Here is a 16,705-nt window from a genome sequence, read left to right as displayed (position 1 = left end):
CGCCGGTCAGGGCGCGGCCGGCGCCCCGGCGGGCGGGACGCGCAGGGCGAGGCGGACCGGCACCAGGGTGGCCGCCACGGTCAGCGCGGTGACCGAGCCGACGATCGCGAGGTAGATCCACCACGGGCCGCCGGGCAGCCACGAACCGTCGAGAGCGAGCCGGAAGGGGACCAGCGTCGCGGCGGCCACCAGGGAGCCGAGGACGGTCCCCATCACGGCCACCAGCAGCGCCTCGACCGTCATCATCCGCATCACCTGGCCCGTGGTGGCCCCCACGAGACGCTGGAGCGCGAACTCCTCACGACGCTCGGACGCCGCCACCACCAGGGTGTTGACCAGGGAGATCATCGCGTACCCGATGATGGTGCCGGCCAGCAGGAAGTTGATCCAGGCATCGGCCGACGCGCCTCCGGAGGACGCCGTCACGACCGTGGCCCGGGAGGGCCGATCCTCCGCCCGGGCCGGGGTGACGGAGACCTGCGCGCTCGGGTCCGTACGGGCGGGGGCGACGGCGACAGGGCTGCCCGGGTCCGTACGGGCGAGGGTGACGGTGACCTGCCCGCTCGTGTCCGTACGGGCCGGGGTGACGGACACCGGCGCGCTCGCGACCGTGCCCGACCCGCGGGCGTCCCGTGCGGCGGCGGCGTCGCGGGCCGACGCGTCCTGCGTCGTCTGGAGATAGAGCAGCCCCGTGGCGAGCCCCGTGGCCAGCATCACCGGAGTGACCGCCCCGGCCGTCCTGACCGCCCGGGCCCGGACGTTGTCGGAGGCGAGGCGGCAGACCGGTCCCGGCAGCAGGCGCAGCGGCGGCCGCAGCACCGCGATCAGCACCCGCGTGAGCCCCGGAGCCACGAGGGCCGTGCCGGACGCCCAGAGCATCGCGGTCGGACCCGCCGTGCTCGCGGCGACCGACCCCGGCATCACCAGCGCCGTGACCAGGGCCAGGGCGGTGCCGCCGGCGAGGCAGAGCAGCGCGAACACCAGTCGCGGCGCGCTCATCCAGCGGCGCTGGAGCCCCGCCTCGGCGAGGGCGGCGGCGGGCTTGATCAGCGCGGCCCGGCGCGAGGCGATCCACGCGGCGGCCACGGCCGCGAGCAGGGCCGCCCCGGCGGCGATGCCCAGGGGGATCCAGCCGGCGCGGTAGGGGATCGCGGGGGAGACCATCCCGCCCTCGGCGAACCGCTCCAGCATCAGCCGTCCCGCGGCGTGACCGGGCGCCAGGGCGAGCACGGTCGCGAGGGCCCCGACCACCAGCGTCTCGGACACCACCAGGAGCCGGATCTGGCCGGGCAGCGAACCGACCGCCCGCAGCAGGGCCATCTCCCGCATGCGCTGCTGCACGAGCACGGCGAGCGTGGAACCGACGACGAACACGACGACCATGACGGCGATCCCGCCGAACACGGCGGAGAGCGAGACCAGCCGGGTCGCCTCCTGCTCGATCGGGGAGAACATGACGACGGCGTGGCCGTCGTCCGCCTGCCGGACCGACGCGGAGGCGCGGATGCCGGTCTCCATCAGACCGCCGCACGCGGCGACGATCACGGCTCCGAGGAACAGCGCCACGAAGGAGGCGACGAAGCCGCTCTTGCGGAAGCGCAGGGTGCGCAGGGCCAGACCGAACATCAGACCGATCCTCCGGGGACGTGGACGCCGGGACGCTCGCCCCACGCGCCGAGATGGATCATGCGCTCGGCGATCGTGTCGACGGAGGCGCCGTACAACTCGTCCACGACCCGGCCGTCGGCCAGGAAGACGACCCGGTCGGCGTGCGAGGCGGCCCCCGGGTCGTGGGTCACGACGATGGCCGTCCGCCCTCCGTCACGCACCGCGGAGCGCAGCAGCCGCAGCACCTCGAGGGCGGTGTGGGTGTCGAGCGCGCCGGTGGGCTCGTCGCCGAAGATGACGGCGGGTTCGGTGATCAGCGCGCGGGCGATGGCGACCCGCTGCCGCTGGCCGCCGGAGAGCTCGTCGGGCCGGCGTTTGCCGCGGTCGCCCAGGCCCACCTGCTCCAGCACCCGCGCCACGCTGCCGGGTTCGGGTCGGCGGCTCGCGAGCCGTAACGGCAGGGTGACGTTGTCCTCGACGGTCAGCGCGGGCAGCAGGTTGTACGACTGGAAGACGAAGCCGATGCGTTCGCGGCGGAGCCTGGTCAGGTTCCGCTCGCTCATGCCGGTCAGCTCGACACCGTCGAGGGTGACCGACCCGGACGTCGGGCGGTCGAGGCCCGCCGCGCACTGGAGCAGGGTGGTCTTGCCCGAGCCGGACGGTCCCATCACGGCGGTGAAGGTGCCGCGCCGGAAGCCGATCGACACGTCGTCGAGCGCGACCACGCCGGTGCGTTCGGCGCCGTACGCCCGACGCACCCTGCTGAGTACGACGACCTCGTCGGCACCACGCGGCGGCGTGCTGTTCATGGCTGGATCTCCTTGGTGCTGGTGCTGGTGCTGGTGCTGGTCCTGGTGCGGATGGTCGTCGTGCGGTCGTGGTCGCTGGTACGCGTGCTCATCCCTCGTCGACGCTCCGCAGCATGAACTCGACGGCGCACAGCCGGTCGGTGATTTCCCTGAGCGTCCGGTGCAGCGACTCCTGCCGTGCCACGGCCTCCTCCGCGAGCAGCCGGTACTGGGCCATGGCGACCCCGTCCGCGCGATGTCTCTGCAGGACGAAGTAGGCGACCGTGCTCGTGCTGAGACCGAGCACCACGATGAACGTGATGAGGATGGCGATGAGCCCGCCGTTCATGTCGTCGCTTCCCTTCGACTCGTGAGGTGCTCCGGCCGCCGGAGCGGCGCCGGGCACAGCCGTACGTCCACGGCCGCACCCCGGGCCCGCGGGCCGAGCGCCGCCACGGCGAGGACCCCGCCGGGCCCGGCGAACGGCGCGGTGACGGAGTGCCAGGCATGCGGCGCCGTGACCGAGTGCCGTACAGGCGGCTCCGTGCCGGCGTGCGGCGGGGCGCCCGGGGCCGGGAGCGGTCGCAGCCGGCGGCCCGGAGCCGGCGGCCACCGGGGCGGCAGCGGACCGGGCCGTTCGAGCCCGCCCGAGTCGAGACCGGTCCCGTAGGCCTTGCCCATCGCCTCCTTGTGCGTCCACAGCCAGAAGAACGCCAGGTCCCGCTCCGCCTCGGGCCGTGCGCGTACCCACGCGGCCTCCGCTGCGGGGAACCACCGGGCGGCGAGCTGCTCGGCGGCCACCCGGCGGGGGACCTCGACGTCGACGCCGACGGGCCCCACGTCCGACAGGGCAAGGGCGGCGAGGCCGCGACCGTGGCTGAGGCTCACCCACAGCCCCTCGCCGAGACCGGACAGCAGGGGGCGGCCGAGGTGATCGTGCCGCAGCCGCAGCGAGCCCGGCGCGACCCCGCAGACGCGGGTCGCGGCGGTCAGCAGAGCGGCACGTGAGGCCGCGGCGTCCAGGGCCGGCGTGGGCGTGACGACGACGGTGATCCGGCGGGGCAAGAGGCGGGGCAAGAGGCGGGGGTTCAAGCCTTCTCCAGCGGTGCGGGCGGGCGCGGAGGTGTCGATCGACCACCTTGACGCGCTCGCCCGCCCAGGGCCAGGTGTTTCAGCGGACGCCGAACAACGCAGCCCACGGCGGTGCCGGAACACCCGCCCGACCGGAGTCAGTTGCTTGTCAGTTCCGTGTCAGCGCAGCCGAGAAAACTCCTCATCACAAGCTGCGTCAACACGTGGAGGCGAAAAAAATGACCAGCACGGTCGCGATCACCACCGAACAGCGTGCCGAGATCAAGGAGATCGTCTGCGAGATCCTCGAGATCGAACCGGCCGAGGTCACCGACACGAGCCTCTTCAAGGAGGACCACAACGCCGACTCGCTCGGCGCGATCGAGATCCTCTCCTCCCTGGAGCGCACGTTCCACATCGAGATCGACCAGACCGAGCTCACCCGGATGGTGAACCTGGACGGCGTCGTCGCCGTCGTCCAGGAGAACCTCTCCGCGTAGCCGCCCCGCCACGGATCCCGACAGAGCCGACAGAGGGGACAGCGATGAGCAGTGAGCGCCGGCCGCACCGGGTCGTCGTCACCGGCCTGGGGACGGTGACCAGTATCGGCACCTCGGCCACCGAGTTCCTGACCGGGCTGCGCACCGGACGCAGCGGGGTCAAGCCGATCACCGCCTTCGACACGACCGGATACGCGTACGCCAACGGCTGTGAGATCGAGGGCTTCGACCCCGCGGAGTGGATCGAGCGCGTCGATCCCGGAGAGCTGGGCCGGGCCGGCCAGTTCTCGGTGGCCGCGGCCAGGATGGCCGTGTCCGACGCCGGCATGGGTCTGGAGGAGCTGCGCGCCCGCCGGGTGCTCGTCTCCGTCGGCACCACCGACGGGGAGTCGCACGACCTCGACGGCCTGATGGAGAGCCAACTCTCCGTCGGGCCCGAGCACCTGGACCCGGTCGTGGCACGCCGGTCCGCCGCGGGGATGCTGTCCAGCAGCATCGTCCGCGAGCTGGAGCTGCGTGACGTGGAGGCGGTCACCATCCCCACCGCCTGCGCCGCGGGCAACTACGCCATCGGCTCCGGCTTCGACGCGATCCGGGCGGGCGAGGTCGACGTCGCCCTGTCGGGCGGGGCCGACGCCGTGTGCCGCAAGACCTTCACCGGCTTCTACCGGCTCGGCACCATCGCACCCGACGTGTGCCGGCCGTTCGACGCCGACCGGAAGGGCATCCTCACCGGGGAGGGAGCCGGCATCCTGTTCCTGGAGAGCCTGGAATCGGCCCTCGCCCGCGGTGCCCGGATCTACGCCGAGATCCTCGGCTACGGTCTGAACTGCGACGCCCACCACCCGGTCGCCCCGGACCAGGACAGCCTCGCCGCCTGCATCGAGCTGGCCCACCGCAACGCCGGGGTCAAGCCCGAGGACATCGACTTCATCTCGGCGCACGGCACCGGGACGAAGGCCAACGACGTCACCGAGGCGGGAGCCATCCGCCAGGTGTTCGCCGACCCCCCGCCCACGGTGTCCATCAAGTCCATGCTCGGCCACACCATGGGGGCCGCCAGCGCCCTCGCCTCGGCCGCCTGCGCCCTCGCCATCACCGAGGGGTTCATCCCGCCGACCATCAACCACCGGCGGACGGACCCCGAGTGCGGCGTGGACCCGGTACCCAACGAGGCACGCCCCGCCGACGTACGCATCGTGCAGAACAACGCACTCGCCTTCGCCGGCAACAACGCCGTGGTGATCCTCGGCAGATACGAACCGGCCGCCGCCGACCGGTCCGAGCCGGGGTCCGTCGACCCGTCCGAGTCGGCCGCCGCCGGCCCGTACGAGCCGGAAACGGCCGCATGACAGCCGTGACCCCGCGGCTGCGCCGGCCCGCCACGCACGGCGACCCGCTGCGGGTGCTCCTGCTGCACGGTCTCGGCGGCCGGCCCTCGGTCTGGGACCCGTTCGCGGCCCGCGCCGACGGACGCCTGGAGCTGTGGGACGTGGAACTGCCCTGGCGGGCCATGGCCGACAGCGAGGGCTGGGGCTCCCTGCCCCAGCCCGCCCAGTGCCTCGTCGAACTGCTCCAGGAGCCCTACGACGCCGTCGTGGCCCACTCGTACGCGGCCAACCTGCTCACCGAGGCCGGGGCCGCCGGTCTCGTCGCACCCCGGCCCACCGTCCTGATCAGCCCCTTCTACCGGTCCAGTCCCCGGGACTTCGACTGGTCGGTGATCTCGTACTACCTCAACGACTTCCACCGCGTCTTCGAGGAGGCGCTGGAGGTCGGCGAGACCCAGCGGTACGCCAAGACCCACCGGGACTGGATGGCGCTGCGGCTGCGCGACCAGATCGGCCCGTACGGCTGGATGCGGTTCTTCGAGTCGTACCTGCGCACCCCCTTCCTCGACCTCGCCGCCGTCCGCTCGCCCCTGCTCGTGCTGTCCGGCGAGAAGGACAGCGCGGCGCGGCCGGAGGACGGCAGCGCCCTCGCCGCGGCCGTGCCCGGCGCCCGCTTCGAGCGCCTCGACGGCTGCCGGCACTTCCCGATGGTGGAGGACCCGGACCTCGTCACCCGTCTCGTGCACGGTTTCCTGCACGACGTCCTCGCCGTAGGACCCCGTCCGGCACGGCACTCCGCCGCAGCCCCCGTTCCCCGACTGGAGATGACATGAGCAGCAGCACGGCCGCCACCACGGACGGCAGCACCCGCCTGGAGATCCGGCCCCGCTACGAGGGGTCCAACATCTGCACCTGGATCGGCTTCAAGCACGTCAACTACATGGTCGAGGAAGCCGTCTACGACCACCTGCGGCAGCGCGGCTTCCCCGCCGGCGAGCTGTACGAGCGGTACGGCCTCGGCGTCGACATCACCGACCTCGACACCAAGATCCTCACCGCCTTCCACATCGACAGCGTCGCCACCGCCGTCGTCCGGCCCGCCCCCGGCAAGGGCGACGGGCTGCGCCTGATTGTCGAGATGACGACCGAGCGCGACGGCGAGCCCGTGAAGGCCGTCGTCTCGAAGGTCGCCGTCCAGCTGCGGTTCGACCCGCGCGGCCACGAGGCCGAGGAGGCCCCGGCCGAGCTCGCCGGATTCGTCGTCGACCGGCTCGGCGCCGGCGCGGAGGCGATCCCGGTGCAGCCGGGCACGGACCCCCTTGAGCAGCTGACCGCCGGCCGCAACGCCTTCGGCTGGGCCTGGCGGATGCCGTACTTCTACTGCCACTTCACCGAGCGCGTGCAGATGTCCGGGTACCTGCGGCAGATGGAGGAGGTCGTCGACCTCTTCCTGGAGGACCGCGGGGTCTCGATCAAGACCCTCCTCGACGAGCAGGACTGGATCCCCGTCGTCCCGCACTCGCGGATCACCGTCCTCGACGAGGCCCGCATGGAGGAGACGCTCTACACCGTCTTCACCGTCGAGAACGTCTTCAAGCGCTACACCTACACCGCCCGCATGGACACCTACGTCCTCCGCGACGGCGTCCTCGTCCCCACCACCACCGGCCGCATCACCCACGGCTGGGCCGTCATCGAGAACCGCGCCGACTGGAGCCTCGTCGACTTCGACGACCGTCTGATCAACGCGCTCAACGGCAAGGCGGGCAAGGCGGTCGGCCGGGGGACGGCATGACCGCGGCGGCCGTCGCGAGCCGCCCGGCCGGGGCCACCGACCGGACCGGCCCGGTGGACGAACTCGTCTTCACCGCCTGGTCGTCGGTCTCGCCGTACGGCATGGAGGCGACCGCGTACGCCGAGGGGATCCGGTCGGAGGCGAGCGCGCTCGCCGACCTGGACCCCGAGGCCTTCCCCGGGCCCTACCGGCAGGGCGCGCTCGTCCCGGACTTCACCGCGGCGGGCGCCCTCGGCAAGAAGGGGACCCGCACCATGGACCGGGTCACCGCCCTCGCCGTCTCCACCTTCGGCAGACTCCTCGACGCGTGCGGACCCGCCCTCGTCGAGCGCCCGGAGAGCGTCGCCCTCGTCCTCGGCACCGGATCCGGCAGCGTCCAGAGCATCATGGACTTCACCCGCGACTCGCTCACGGGGGACCGGCCCTACCTCGTCGACCCGGCGCGCTTCCCCAACACGGTGATGAACAGGGCGGCCGGCCAGAGCGCCATCTGGCACGGCATCAAGGGCCCGAACACCACCATCGCGGGCGGCTGGCTGACCGGCCTCCTCGTCCTCGGCTACGCCCGCCGGCTGTACCGGGGCGGACACTGCGAGCGGGTGCTGTGCGGGGTCGCGGAGGAGTACTCGCAGCAGCGGGCCTGGCTGGAGTGGCACGCCGCCGACGGCGGCGCGCGCACCCCGCTCGGCGAGGGCGGCGCGGCCTGGCTGCTCGAATCCGCCGAAGCCGCGCGGGAGGCGGGCCGCACCCCGCTCGCCCGGCTGCGGGGCACCCGCTTCCGGGCCTACCACCGGCCCGACGAGGCCGGTGACGCCCTGACCCGGTGCGTACGCGCCCTGCTCGACGAGGCCGGCGCCGACCCGCGGGACGTCCGCTTCGTCGTGCCGCTCGGCACCGACGGCGAACAGGACGCCGTGCGGGAGGCACTGCCGGCCGGCCGGGAGCCCGACTGGATCCACTGCCGGCCGCTGCTCGGCGACACCTCGGCCGCCGCGACCGGCTTCCAGACGGCGGCCGTCCTCGCCCTCGCGGCCGGGGGCGGACTGCCGGCCGGACAGCTCGCGCTCGTCACCGGCATCGACCGCGACGGCACGGTCGGCTGCGCGCTGCTGAGCGGATGAGGAGACGACCCATGACGCTTGAAGAGGCCCTCGGCCTGGTGGAGGACCGCCCGCGGACGGCCGCGGGACCCGAGAGGACCGGGCCGGCCGAGGAGACCGTACGGACCTCGTTCGCCGTACCCGCCGACGACCCGTTCCTCGCGGGCCACTACCCCGGCTTCCCGCTGGTACCGGGCTTCAGCCTCGTCCAGTACGTGTACGAGCTGGCCGCCGGCGCCGGGGCACCGCGCGACCATCCGGTCGTCGTCCGCAAGGCGCGGTTCCTCAGCCCCGTACGGCCCGGCGAGGAGATGGTCGTCGAGGCGCGGATCGAACGGACCGCCGACGGCGTCCGCGCGGTCGCCGCCGTCAGCGCGGACGACCGCCCCGCCGCCGAGATCACCCTCCACTACCCGCGGGAGACCCGGGACCCGCAGGAGACTCCGTGAAGACGCCCCAGGAAGAGCCCGCGACGACGCCTGCGGGCGAGCCGCTGACGACGCTTGCGGGAGGACCCGCGACGGCGACCGCCCGTGTCACCGCGGTCATCCCGCACCGCCCGCCGGCGCTGCTCGTGGACCGGGTGGTGGACGTGGAGCCCGGGCGGCGGCTCGTCGCCCACCGGACGGCCGCCGCCGGGCCCGGTTTCCACCCCGGGCCCGACCACTCCAGGCGGGACGGCGAGACGTCCCTCCCGCTCGGCCTGCTGCTCGAGTCCTGGGCCCAGGCCGCCGTCCTCCTCGCCTGCTGGGAGCGGCCCAACCCGGACGTCCTGAAGGGGAACGTCGCCCTCCTCGCCGGGGTGCGCGACGTGCGCGCCCTGGCCCCCGTCGCCCCCGGGGCGCTCCTCGTCCACGAGGTCCGCGTCGTGCGGGACCTCGGCGACACCGTCCTCACCACCGGCACCACCGTCGTGGGGGACCGGCCGGTCCTGGAGGTGGGGCAGCTGACGCTCGCCCTGCGGCCGGCCGGCGTCCTCGACCCGGCGGCCGGACCCACCGCACAGACAACCGACGAGAGGTCATGATGTCCGCAGACAACCGCGTCGCCCTGGTCACGGGAGGTTCCCGGGGCATCGGCCGCAGCGTGGTCCAGCGCCTCGCCGCCGACGGATACGACATCGCCTTCTGCTACCGCTCGCGCGAGGAGGAGGCGCGGGCCGTCGCCAAGGAGGCCGAGGCCGCCGGCGCGACCGTACTGGCCCGCCAGGTCGACGTGGCCGAGCAGTTCGAGGCCGAGGACTTCGTCCGCGAGACCGAGCGCGAGCTCGGCCCCGTCCACGTCGTCGTCTCCTCGGCCGGCATCGTCCGCGACAACCCGCTCATCATGATGAACGGCCAGTCCTGGCAGGAGGTGCTGCGCGTCAACCTCGACGGCACCTACCACGTCTGCCGCGCGGCCGTCTTCGCCATGCTCAAGCGCCGGACCGGGTCCGTCATCACCATGTCCTCGGTGGCCGGGGTGTACGGCAACGCCACCCAGACCAACTACTCCGCCTCCAAGGCCGGCATCATCGGCTTCTCCAAGGCCCTGGCCAAGGAGGTCGCGCCCCGGGGCATCCGCGTCAACAGCGTGGCCCCCGGCTTCATCGACACCGACATGACCTCGGCGCTCGGCGACGACGCCGGCGAGCGGCTGGCGGCCCGCGTCCCGCTCGGCCGCTTCGGCCGCCCCGAGGAGGTCGCCGACATGGTGTCCTTCCTGGCGTCGGACCGCGCCTCGTACATCACCGGGCAGGTCTTCGGGGTCGACGGCGGCCTGGTGATCTGACATGGCGGCCGACAGGACCCCGCGGTTCTACTTCTCGCTGCGCAGCCCCTACTCGTGGCTCGCCCACCGCCGCCTGGTCGACGAACACCCCGACGTCGCCGCCGCCGTCGAGTGGCGGCCGTTCTTCGAGCCGGACCCGGTCAGCGAGCGGATGCTCACGGAGGCCGGCGGCGCCTTCCCGTACACGCCCATGTCCCGCGCCAAGCACCTGTACGTCCTCCAGGACGTCGGGCGCCTCGCCAAGGCCCGGGGGTTGCGTCTGACCTGGCCGGTCGACCGGGCGCCGGTGTGGGAGGTCCCGCACCTGGCGTACCTCGTCGCGCTGCGCGAGGGACGCGGTCCGGAGTACGTGGCGGCGGCCTACCGGGCGCGCTGGGAGGAGGGCCGCGACATCTGCGACCCGGCCGTCGTGGCCGCGATCGCCGACGGCGCCGGCGTCGACGGCGAGGCGGCGGCGGGCGCCGCCGACGACCCGGAGCTGCGCCGCGAGGGCGTGCGGCTGCTGCTGGACATCGAGGCGGACGGTGTGTTCGGCGTGCCGTTCTTCGTCCACGGCTACAGCCGGTTCTGGGGCCTCGACCGACTCCCCGACTTCGTCGGCCACCTCCGGACACGGACGATCCCCGCCCCCCGCCTGCCGGAACCGGTCGCCGCCGCCGTCGGACTCGGCCCCCGCTCCACCGACGACGGCCACGCGGGGGGCTGCGGATGAGGCCGGGCCGCGGGGGGCCGTCGGCCGCGGGGCCGGCGGGTCTCTCCGCCGGGCCTTCGGCGGAGGAGGAGCTGTCGTGACGGTCCTCGACGACATCGTCGCGGGTGTGCGTGACGACCTGGACGAGCGGCGACGCCGTGTGCCCGTACGGGAGTTGCGGGACCGGGCGGCACAGGCCGGGCCGGTCAGGGACTGCGTGGCGCTGCTGCGTGGCGACGGCGGCACCGGGGTGATCGCCGAGGTGAAGCGGGCCAGCCCGTCCCAGGGGCCGCTCGCCGCCATCCCCTCCCCGGCGTCCCTCGCCGCCGACTACGAGGCGGGCGGCGCCCGTGCCGTCAGCGTGCTGACCGAGCGGCGCCGGTTCGGCGGGACGCTCGCCGACCTGGACGCCGTACGCTCGCGCGTGAGCGTGCCGGTCCTGCGCAAGGACTTCGTCCTGGGCGACTACCAGCTGTGGGAGGCGCGGGCCCACGGCGCGGACCTCGTGCTGCTGATCGTCGCCGCGCTCGACCAGCCGCTGCTCGCCGACCTGGTGGCCCAGGCCGGCGAGATCGGCCTCACCCCGCTGGTGGAGGTCCACGACGCCGACGAGGCGGAACGGGCGCTGGCCGCGGGCGCGCGGGTGATCGGCGTCAACGCCCGTGACCTGCGCACCCTGGAGGTGGACCGGACGGCCTTCGCCCGTGTCGCGCCCCACCTCCCCGCGGACGTCGTCGCCATCGCCGAGTCGGGCGTCCGCGGCCCGGCCGACGTCGCCGCCCACGCCCGTCAGGGCGCGGACGCGGTCCTGGTCGGCACCTGCCTGGTGACGGGCGGCGCCCCGCGCGAGGCGGTACGGAAGCTGACGAGGGCGGGCGGGGCGCGGTCCACTGCGGCGTCGGCGGGCGGGGCGCGGTCCGCTCCCGTGTCTGCGGGCGGGGGACGTCCTGCTCCCGCGTCGGCGGGCCGGGTCCCCGTGGCGCCGGAGGGGCGGGCACGTCCCGCTCCCGCCCGGCCCCTTCCCGCCTCGCCGCCCCCGGCCCGGCCGCCGGAATCGTGACGACCTCGACCTCGACCGGACCGTCAGGGCCGGGCCCCGTGGGCCCGGCCCTGACGGGGGTTCAGCCTCCCGTCGCACGCTTCGTGGTGATCGTGCGCCAGCGGTCGAGGACGGCGGTCGCCGCGCCCGAGTCGATGGACTCGGCCGCCCGGAACAGGGCCGGGGACAGCCGCTCGGTGAAGGGCCGCGAGGACGGTTCGAGCGCGGCGAGACCGGCGGCCGCCGAGAGCAGTACCGCGTCCCGTACGGGCCCCCGGGCGCCGGCGAGGACCTCGCGGGCCACCCGCGCGTTGTGCGCCCGGTCGCCGCCTCGCAGCGCGCCCGCGTCCGCCCGGGGGATGCCGAGGGCCCGCGGGTCGAAGCGCTCCTCGCGCACCTCACCGCCGTGCACCGACCAGACCGTGGAGGTCGTGGTGACCGTCAGTTCGTCCATGCCGTCGTCGCCCCGGAACACCAGCGCCGACACCCCCCGCCGGGCCAGTACCCCGGCGAGCAGCGGAGCCAGCCGGGGATCGGCCACGCCCACGGCGCAGGCGGTCGGCGCGGCCGGATTCACCAGCGGGCCCAGCGCGTTGAAGACCGTACGGATGCCCAGCTCCCGGCGCGGCCCGGCCGCGTGCCGCAGCGCCGGGTGGAACTCCGGTGCGAAGCAGAAGGTGATGCCGACGTCCTCGGCGACCTCCGCGATCTCGGCCGGCTCCAGCCGCAGCGCGACGCCCAGCTCCTCCAGGACGTCGGCCGAGCCGCAGGCCGAGGACGCCGACCGGTTGCCGTGCTTGACGACACGGGCACCGGCGCCGGCGGCCACGACCGCGGACATCGTCGAGATGTTGACGCTGTTCGACCCGTCACCGCCCGTGCCCACGATGTCGAGCGTGGCGCCCGGGACCTCCAGACGTACCGCGTGCCGGTACAGGGCCCGTACCAGCCCCTCGATCTCCTCGACGGTCTCGCCCTTGGCCCGCAGCGCCACCATGAGCCCGGCGAGCCGTACCGGCCCCGCCCTGCCCGACATGACGTCGTCCATCGCCCATTCCGTGTCCCGCGCGGTAAGACTCCGGCCGTTCAGCAGGGCGTCCAGCAGATCCGGCCAGCTGTGCGTCAGCGGTTCGGCGCTCATGGAATTCTCCTCAGCCCGACATCCGAATACGTGTCGTACACCAGTCTGCTGACCGCCCGACCGGCATTCCAGACCACTGTCCGCCGAGTCGTACGGTCCAATTTCCGCGGGAATCCGCCAGAGGGAGGGAAGTGCTGTGGCACTGCACATGACCGTCGACATCGCGAGGGATTCCGAGATTTCCCTGACGGCGCAGATCCAGCGGTTCATCAAGAAGGAGATATCCGAGGGAGTTCTCCATCCCGGCACCCGGCTGCCGTCCAGCCGCGCCCTCGCCGACGACCTCGACGTGTCACGCAGCGTGGTCGTGGAGGCCTACGGGCAGCTCGTCGCCGAGGGGTACCTGGAGGCGACGCGGGGCGCGGGGACCCGGGTGGGCCCGCACGTGGGCGAGGAGGCCGTCGTACCCGCGCTGCTCGACGCGGGCCGCAGCCCGGCGACCCGCTGGGACCTGCGGGCGGGGGGACGCAATCTGCCCGCCTTCCCGAGGCGCGAGTGGCTCTCCTGCTACCAGCGCGTCCTCGACGCGGCCACGCCCGCCGACCACGACTACCCGCCGCCGGCCGGCGAGCCCGCCCTGCGCACCGAACTCGCCCACTACCTGGGCAGATCGCGCGGCGTCCGCGCGGACGCCGACACGATCATGGTGGTGGCCGGCTTCGGGCACGCCCTCGGCCTGCTCTGCGCCGTGCTGCCGTGGCACGGCGTGGACCGGCTCGCCATCGAGGACCCCGGCCATCCGGGGCAGCGCCGGTTCCTGCGGGAGAGCGGCCTCACCCCGGTGCCGGTGCCCGTCGACGACGAGGGCCTCGACGTCGACGCCCTGGCCGCGAGCGGCGCCCGGGCCGTCCTCGTGACGCCCGCCCACCAGTTCCCCACCGGGGTGACCCTGAGCGCACGGCGGCGCGAGGCGCTGATCCGGTGGGCCGGGGCCGTCGGCGGCTGGATCATCGAGGACGACTACGACGGCGGCCTCTGGTACGAGCGCACCCCCCGGCCGCTCGCGCTCCAACGCCTCGCCCCCGACCGGGTCCTCTACGCCGGGACCGCCAGCAAGACACTGGCACCCGGCCTCAGACTGGGCTGGCTCGCGGTCCCCGGAGAACTCGTCGAGCCGCTGCTGCGGGGGCGGGCCCGCCACGACCTCGGCACCGAGACGCTGACCCAGCTGGCCTTCGCGGAACTGCTGCGCAGCGGGACGTTCGACCGGCACCTGCGCCGGCTCAACGCCCACTGCCGCGGCCGCCGCGAGGCGCTCGACGAGGCGGTGCGCCGCCATCTTCCGGGCGCGGAGGTCACCGGCCGGGCCGCGGGGCACCACGCGTACGTCCGGCTGCCCCGGTACGCCGACGAGGCGGCGCTCGTGGGAGCCGCCCTCGGCCGGTCGGTGCTGCTGCGCGGCGCGGCGGCCTACCACGCACGGCCGCTGCGGGGCGCGCCCGCGCTCGTGGTCGGGCACACGCACCTGCCGCGCTCGGGCGTGGCCGAGGCCGTACGGGAGATCGGCGCGGCCGTACGGGAGTTCGGCGCGTTCGCGCCGGGGATCAGCGCGGCCGTGCGCCGGTGAGCCCCGCGCCCTGCCCGGGCGCCGGGGAGCCGCCGCCGCGGAGGAAGTTCTCCAGGAGGGTGAGACCGGCCGTCGTCATGATGCTTTCCGGGTGGAACTGCACGCCCTCGACGGCCAGGGAGCGGTGCCGCAGCCCCATCACATAGCCGTGGTCGGCGGCGACCGCGGTGACGGTCAGCTCCTCGGGCAGCGGTTCGGAGACGACCAGCGAGTGGTACCGCGTGGCCTCAAGCGTGTGGCCGAGACCCTGGTAGATGCCCGCGCCGTCATGCCGGACCGTGCTGATCCGGCCGTGCATGATCTGGTCGGCGACCTCGACCCGGCCGCCGTACGCCAACGCGATGGCCTGATGGCCGAGGCACACGCCGAGCAGGGGCACCCGGCCGGCGAAGCGGTGGACAAGGTCGACGTGGCCGGAGTCCCGGGGGTGTCCGGGGCCGGGGCCGAGGACCACCGCGTCGGGGCGGGAGGCGGCGAGCTCGTCGGGGGAGCGGGTGCGGGACCGTACGACCTCGGTGTCCGCCCCGAGGGTGCGCAGGTACTGGTCGATGATGTGGACGAAGCTGTCGTAGGCGTCGATCAGCAGGACCTTCATACCGGTCGTCTCCAGAGCGGTATCGGGGATGGGATGGATACGAATGGCTGCGGGGTTCGCCTACGCCGAGAGCTCGGCCCCGGTCAGCGCCCAGTACGCGGCGCCCATCTTGGCCAGGGTCTCGCGCCACTCGGCCTCGGGGTCGGACTGCGCCACCAGACCGGCCGAGCTCTGCGTGGAGTAGACGGCGCCGTCGTACTCGATGGTGCGGATGCACAGGGCCAGTTCGCTCCAGCCGCGCACGTCGACCAGGCCCACCGCGCCGGCGTACGCGCCCCGGTGCTCCCGCTCCAGACCGTCGATGATCTCCATCGCGCGGAGCTTGGGGGCGCCGGTCATGGTGCCGGCCGGGAACGTCGCCCGTACGGCCTGCCACGGGTCCGTGCCGGGTTCGAGCTCGCCGGAGACGGAGGACACCAGGTGGAAGACGTGCGAGAACGTCTCCACCGCCATCAGCCGGTCGACGGGCTGGACGCTCGGCCGGCAGACCCGCCCGATGTCGTTGCGGCACAGGTCGACCAGCATGATGTGCTCGGCCCGTTCCTTCTCGCTCTCGCGCAGCTCCTTGATCCGCCGCTGGTTCTCCTCGTGGTCGTCCGGGCAGCGCGGAGCCGTACCCGCGATGGGGCGCATGACGATCCTGCCGTCCTCGATCCGCAGGAACAGCTCGGGGCTCGCGCCGATCAGGGTGCTGCCGGCGCGCGGCAGCAGGTACATGTGCGGCGAGGGGTTGCGGCCGCGCAGCCGGCGGTAGACGTCGACGGGGCCCAGGGCGGTCGTCACGTCGATGCGGTGGCCGATCTGGATCTGGTAGATGTCACCGACCCCGATGTGGTCGAGGCAGCGTCCGGCCCAGTCGAGGAACGTCGAGCGGCTGACGCTGTCCCGCACGTCCAGGGGCTCCGGGGCCGCGGGGACCGGTGACAGCGGGCCGTTCTCGGGGCGTTGGGCCGCGGCCCAGACCTCCAGGGCGATGTCCAGGTGCGCGGGGCGCGGCGGGAAGGCCGCGCTGTCGGCCGTGAGCAGCCGCACCCCGTCGGGTCCGTAGCGGACGGTGTCCCGGAACAGCGTCAGGGTCACATCGGGGCCGTCCGTCTCCTTGGTGCGGGGCGGCAGCTCCTCCATGTGCCAGGCGGACTCGTACGCGAACGTCGTCAGGAATCCGAAGGCGTAGTCGGTGGCGGGCAGTCCGGTGTCGACGGCGAAGAGCCGCTGGGCGCGGGCCGCCAGGTCCCACAGCTGGTCGGAGCGGGTCAGCCGCAGCCGGCGCACACCCGGCCCCTCCGCCTCCGGGTGGAGTCCCGCTGCCTCGGCGGCCGCCACGAGCGCGCGCACCACGTCCGGCGCCCCGTCGATCTCGACGTGGCCGGCGAAGCCGCGGATCTCCGCGAGCCGGCCCACCCCGACGGCGGCCGAGAGCCGCTGCCGCGGGCCCTCGCCGCTCAGGTCCTCGAAGAGGAAGATCTCCGATGGCCCGAGCGCCTCGCGCAGGCCGGTGTACAGGTCGAGCGGGTCGTGCCACGGCAGTTCGTCCGCCGCGACCCGCACCCCGATGGATTCACTCCCCGTCGTCCCCGTCGTCCCCGTCGTCTTCGCCATGGTGAACTCCCGTCGAATTCTCGAAATCGTCCCGGGCAGCGGTCGATTCATCCCGACGATGAAAAGAGAACCGTGCGAGCCGTCGGCGTGCCAGACCAATCGCGCCGCAC

At 74.0% G+C, this 16,705-nt stretch carries 17 protein-coding genes and 1 pseudogene; 11 read left to right on the top strand and 7 right to left on the bottom strand.

Translation table 11 applies throughout. The annotated features are described in order from the left end of the window. Positions 1-6 precede the first annotated feature (6 nt). The 4 genes from ABT034_RS29775 to ABT034_RS29760 form a co-directional block, all read right to left on the bottom strand. On the bottom strand, positions 7-1,626 hold the full coding sequence (locus tag ABT034_RS29775; protein WP_351220175.1) for an ABC transporter permease: 1,620 nt from the start codon (positions 1,624-1,626) through the stop codon (positions 7-9). After that, positions 1,626-2,417 carry an ABC transporter ATP-binding protein gene (locus ABT034_RS29770; protein ID WP_351220174.1) on the bottom strand — a complete coding sequence of 264 codons (792 nt, stop codon included), beginning with the start codon at positions 2,415-2,417 and terminating at the stop codon, positions 1,626-1,628. Before ABT034_RS29770 ends, ABT034_RS29775 begins: the two co-directional genes overlap by 1 nt. 88 nt (positions 2,418-2,505) lie before the next feature. Continuing rightward, on the bottom strand, positions 2,506-2,745 hold the full coding sequence (locus ABT034_RS29765) for a hypothetical protein (protein ID WP_351220173.1): 240 nt from the start codon (positions 2,743-2,745) through the stop codon (positions 2,506-2,508). After that, positions 2,742-3,473 carry a 4'-phosphopantetheinyl transferase family protein gene (locus ABT034_RS29760; protein ID WP_351220172.1) on the bottom strand — a complete coding sequence of 244 codons (732 nt, stop codon included), beginning with the start codon at positions 3,471-3,473 and terminating at the stop codon, positions 2,742-2,744. Before ABT034_RS29760 ends, ABT034_RS29765 begins: the two co-directional genes overlap by 4 nt. A 233-nt stretch (positions 3,474-3,706) precedes the next feature. On the opposite strand from ABT034_RS29760, the gene ABT034_RS29755 reads away from it, so the two are divergent. The 10 genes and pseudogenes from ABT034_RS29755 to trpC form a co-directional block, all read left to right on the top strand. Continuing rightward, complete coding sequence (locus ABT034_RS29755; RefSeq protein WP_351220171.1) at positions 3,707-3,967, top strand: acyl carrier protein; 261 nt, start codon at positions 3,707-3,709, stop codon at positions 3,965-3,967. Between the two features lie 44 nt (positions 3,968-4,011). After that, positions 4,012-5,319 (top strand): beta-ketoacyl-[acyl-carrier-protein] synthase family protein, encoded by a 1,308-nt coding sequence (locus tag ABT034_RS29750; RefSeq protein WP_351220170.1) that lies wholly within the window; start codon positions 4,012-4,014, stop codon positions 5,317-5,319. After that, positions 5,316-6,131 carry an alpha/beta fold hydrolase gene (locus ABT034_RS29745; RefSeq protein WP_351220169.1) on the top strand — a complete coding sequence of 272 codons (816 nt, stop codon included), beginning with the start codon at positions 5,316-5,318 and terminating at the stop codon, positions 6,129-6,131. Before ABT034_RS29750 ends, ABT034_RS29745 begins: the two co-directional genes overlap by 4 nt. Beyond that, positions 6,128-7,093, top strand: a complete 966-nt coding sequence (locus ABT034_RS29740) for an acyl-CoA thioesterase family protein (RefSeq protein WP_351220168.1) — start codon at positions 6,128-6,130, stop codon at positions 7,091-7,093. Before ABT034_RS29745 ends, ABT034_RS29740 begins: the two co-directional genes overlap by 4 nt. Then, positions 7,090-8,214 (top strand): beta-ketoacyl synthase N-terminal-like domain-containing protein, encoded by a 1,125-nt coding sequence (locus tag ABT034_RS29735; protein ID WP_351220167.1) that lies wholly within the window; start codon positions 7,090-7,092, stop codon positions 8,212-8,214. Before ABT034_RS29740 ends, ABT034_RS29735 begins: the two co-directional genes overlap by 4 nt. Before the next feature lie 11 nt (positions 8,215-8,225). Continuing rightward, positions 8,226-8,642, top strand: a complete 417-nt coding sequence (locus tag ABT034_RS29730) for an ApeI family dehydratase (RefSeq protein WP_351220166.1) — start codon at positions 8,226-8,228, stop codon at positions 8,640-8,642. Next, positions 8,639-9,220, top strand: coding sequence for a 3-hydroxyacyl-ACP dehydratase FabZ family protein (locus ABT034_RS29725; protein ID WP_351220165.1), 582 nt, complete (start codon positions 8,639-8,641; stop codon positions 9,218-9,220). The genes ABT034_RS29730 and ABT034_RS29725 overlap by 4 nt, the downstream gene beginning before the upstream one ends. Then, positions 9,217-9,963, top strand: a complete 747-nt coding sequence (gene fabG, locus ABT034_RS29720; RefSeq protein WP_351220164.1) for a 3-oxoacyl-[acyl-carrier-protein] reductase — start codon at positions 9,217-9,219, stop codon at positions 9,961-9,963. The genes ABT034_RS29725 and fabG overlap by 4 nt, the downstream gene beginning before the upstream one ends. A gap of 1 nt (position 9,964) precedes the next feature. Continuing rightward, positions 9,965-10,675, top strand: a complete 711-nt coding sequence (locus tag ABT034_RS29715; protein WP_351220163.1) for a 2-hydroxychromene-2-carboxylate isomerase — start codon at positions 9,965-9,967, stop codon at positions 10,673-10,675. A 76-nt stretch (positions 10,676-10,751) separates the two neighbouring features. After that, a pseudogene (gene trpC, locus ABT034_RS29710) lies at positions 10,752-11,561 on the top strand (indole-3-glycerol phosphate synthase TrpC); the annotation flags it as partial. A gap of 214 nt (positions 11,562-11,775) precedes the next feature. On the opposite strand, the gene trpD reads toward trpC, so the two are convergent. Beyond that, positions 11,776-12,834 carry an anthranilate phosphoribosyltransferase gene (trpD, locus tag ABT034_RS29705; RefSeq protein WP_351220161.1) on the bottom strand — a complete coding sequence of 353 codons (1,059 nt, stop codon included), beginning with the start codon at positions 12,832-12,834 and terminating at the stop codon, positions 11,776-11,778. Between the two features lie 136 nt (positions 12,835-12,970). On the opposite strand from trpD, the gene pdxR reads away from it, so the two are divergent. Beyond that, positions 12,971-14,401, top strand: coding sequence for a MocR-like pyridoxine biosynthesis transcription factor PdxR (gene pdxR, locus ABT034_RS29700; protein ID WP_351220160.1), 1,431 nt, complete (start codon positions 12,971-12,973; stop codon positions 14,399-14,401). Here the strand turns inward: pdxR and ABT034_RS29695 are convergent. Further along, complete coding sequence (locus tag ABT034_RS29695) at positions 14,379-14,996, bottom strand: anthranilate synthase component II (protein WP_351220159.1); 618 nt, start codon at positions 14,994-14,996, stop codon at positions 14,379-14,381. The two genes, pdxR and ABT034_RS29695, sit on opposite strands and share 23 nt — an antisense overlap. Positions 14,997-15,056: 60 nt before the next feature. Continuing rightward, the gene (locus tag ABT034_RS29690; protein ID WP_351220158.1) at positions 15,057-16,595 is read right to left on the bottom strand and encodes an anthranilate synthase component I family protein; all 1,539 of its coding nucleotides are present in this window, start codon (positions 16,593-16,595) and stop codon (positions 15,057-15,059) included. Positions 16,596-16,705: the final 110 nt, after the last annotated feature.

Origin of the sequence: Streptomyces sp. NPDC002773 (assembly GCF_040295605.1) — a bacterium.
Classification (GTDB): domain Bacteria; phylum Actinomycetota; class Actinomycetes; order Streptomycetales; family Streptomycetaceae; genus Streptomyces.
Note: the sequence above shows the minus strand (reverse complement) of the source record. Positions and strands in the feature narration are given on the sequence as shown.

Coding starts and splice junctions, on each gene's coding strand:
- ABT034_RS29775 (WP_351220175.1), bottom strand. CDS start 1,626: ATGTTCGGTCTGGCCCTGCGCACCCTGCGCTTCCGCAAGAGCGGCTTC.
- ABT034_RS29770 (WP_351220174.1), bottom strand. CDS start 2,417: ATGAACAGCACGCCGCCGCGTGGTGCCGACGAGGTCGTCGTACTCAGC.
- ABT034_RS29765 (WP_351220173.1), bottom strand. CDS start 2,745: ATGAACGGCGGGCTCATCGCCATCCTCATCACGTTCATCGTGGTGCTC.
- ABT034_RS29755 (WP_351220171.1), top strand. CDS start 3,707: ATGACCAGCACGGTCGCGATCACCACCGAACAGCGTGCCGAGATCAAG.
- ABT034_RS29750 (WP_351220170.1), top strand. CDS start 4,012: ATGAGCAGTGAGCGCCGGCCGCACCGGGTCGTCGTCACCGGCCTGGGG.
- ABT034_RS29745 (WP_351220169.1), top strand. CDS start 5,316: ATGACAGCCGTGACCCCGCGGCTGCGCCGGCCCGCCACGCACGGCGAC.
- ABT034_RS29740 (WP_351220168.1), top strand. CDS start 6,128: ATGAGCAGCAGCACGGCCGCCACCACGGACGGCAGCACCCGCCTGGAG.
- ABT034_RS29735 (WP_351220167.1), top strand. CDS start 7,090: ATGACCGCGGCGGCCGTCGCGAGCCGCCCGGCCGGGGCCACCGACCGG.
- ABT034_RS29730 (WP_351220166.1), top strand. CDS start 8,226: ATGACGCTTGAAGAGGCCCTCGGCCTGGTGGAGGACCGCCCGCGGACG.
- fabG (WP_351220164.1), top strand. CDS start 9,217: ATGATGTCCGCAGACAACCGCGTCGCCCTGGTCACGGGAGGTTCCCGG.
- ABT034_RS29715 (WP_351220163.1), top strand. CDS start 9,965: ATGGCGGCCGACAGGACCCCGCGGTTCTACTTCTCGCTGCGCAGCCCC.
- trpD (WP_351220161.1), bottom strand. CDS start 12,834: ATGAGCGCCGAACCGCTGACGCACAGCTGGCCGGATCTGCTGGACGCC.
- ABT034_RS29695 (WP_351220159.1), bottom strand. CDS start 14,996: ATGAAGGTCCTGCTGATCGACGCCTACGACAGCTTCGTCCACATCATC.
- ABT034_RS29690 (WP_351220158.1), bottom strand. CDS start 16,595: ATGGCGAAGACGACGGGGACGACGGGGACGACGGGGAGTGAATCCATC.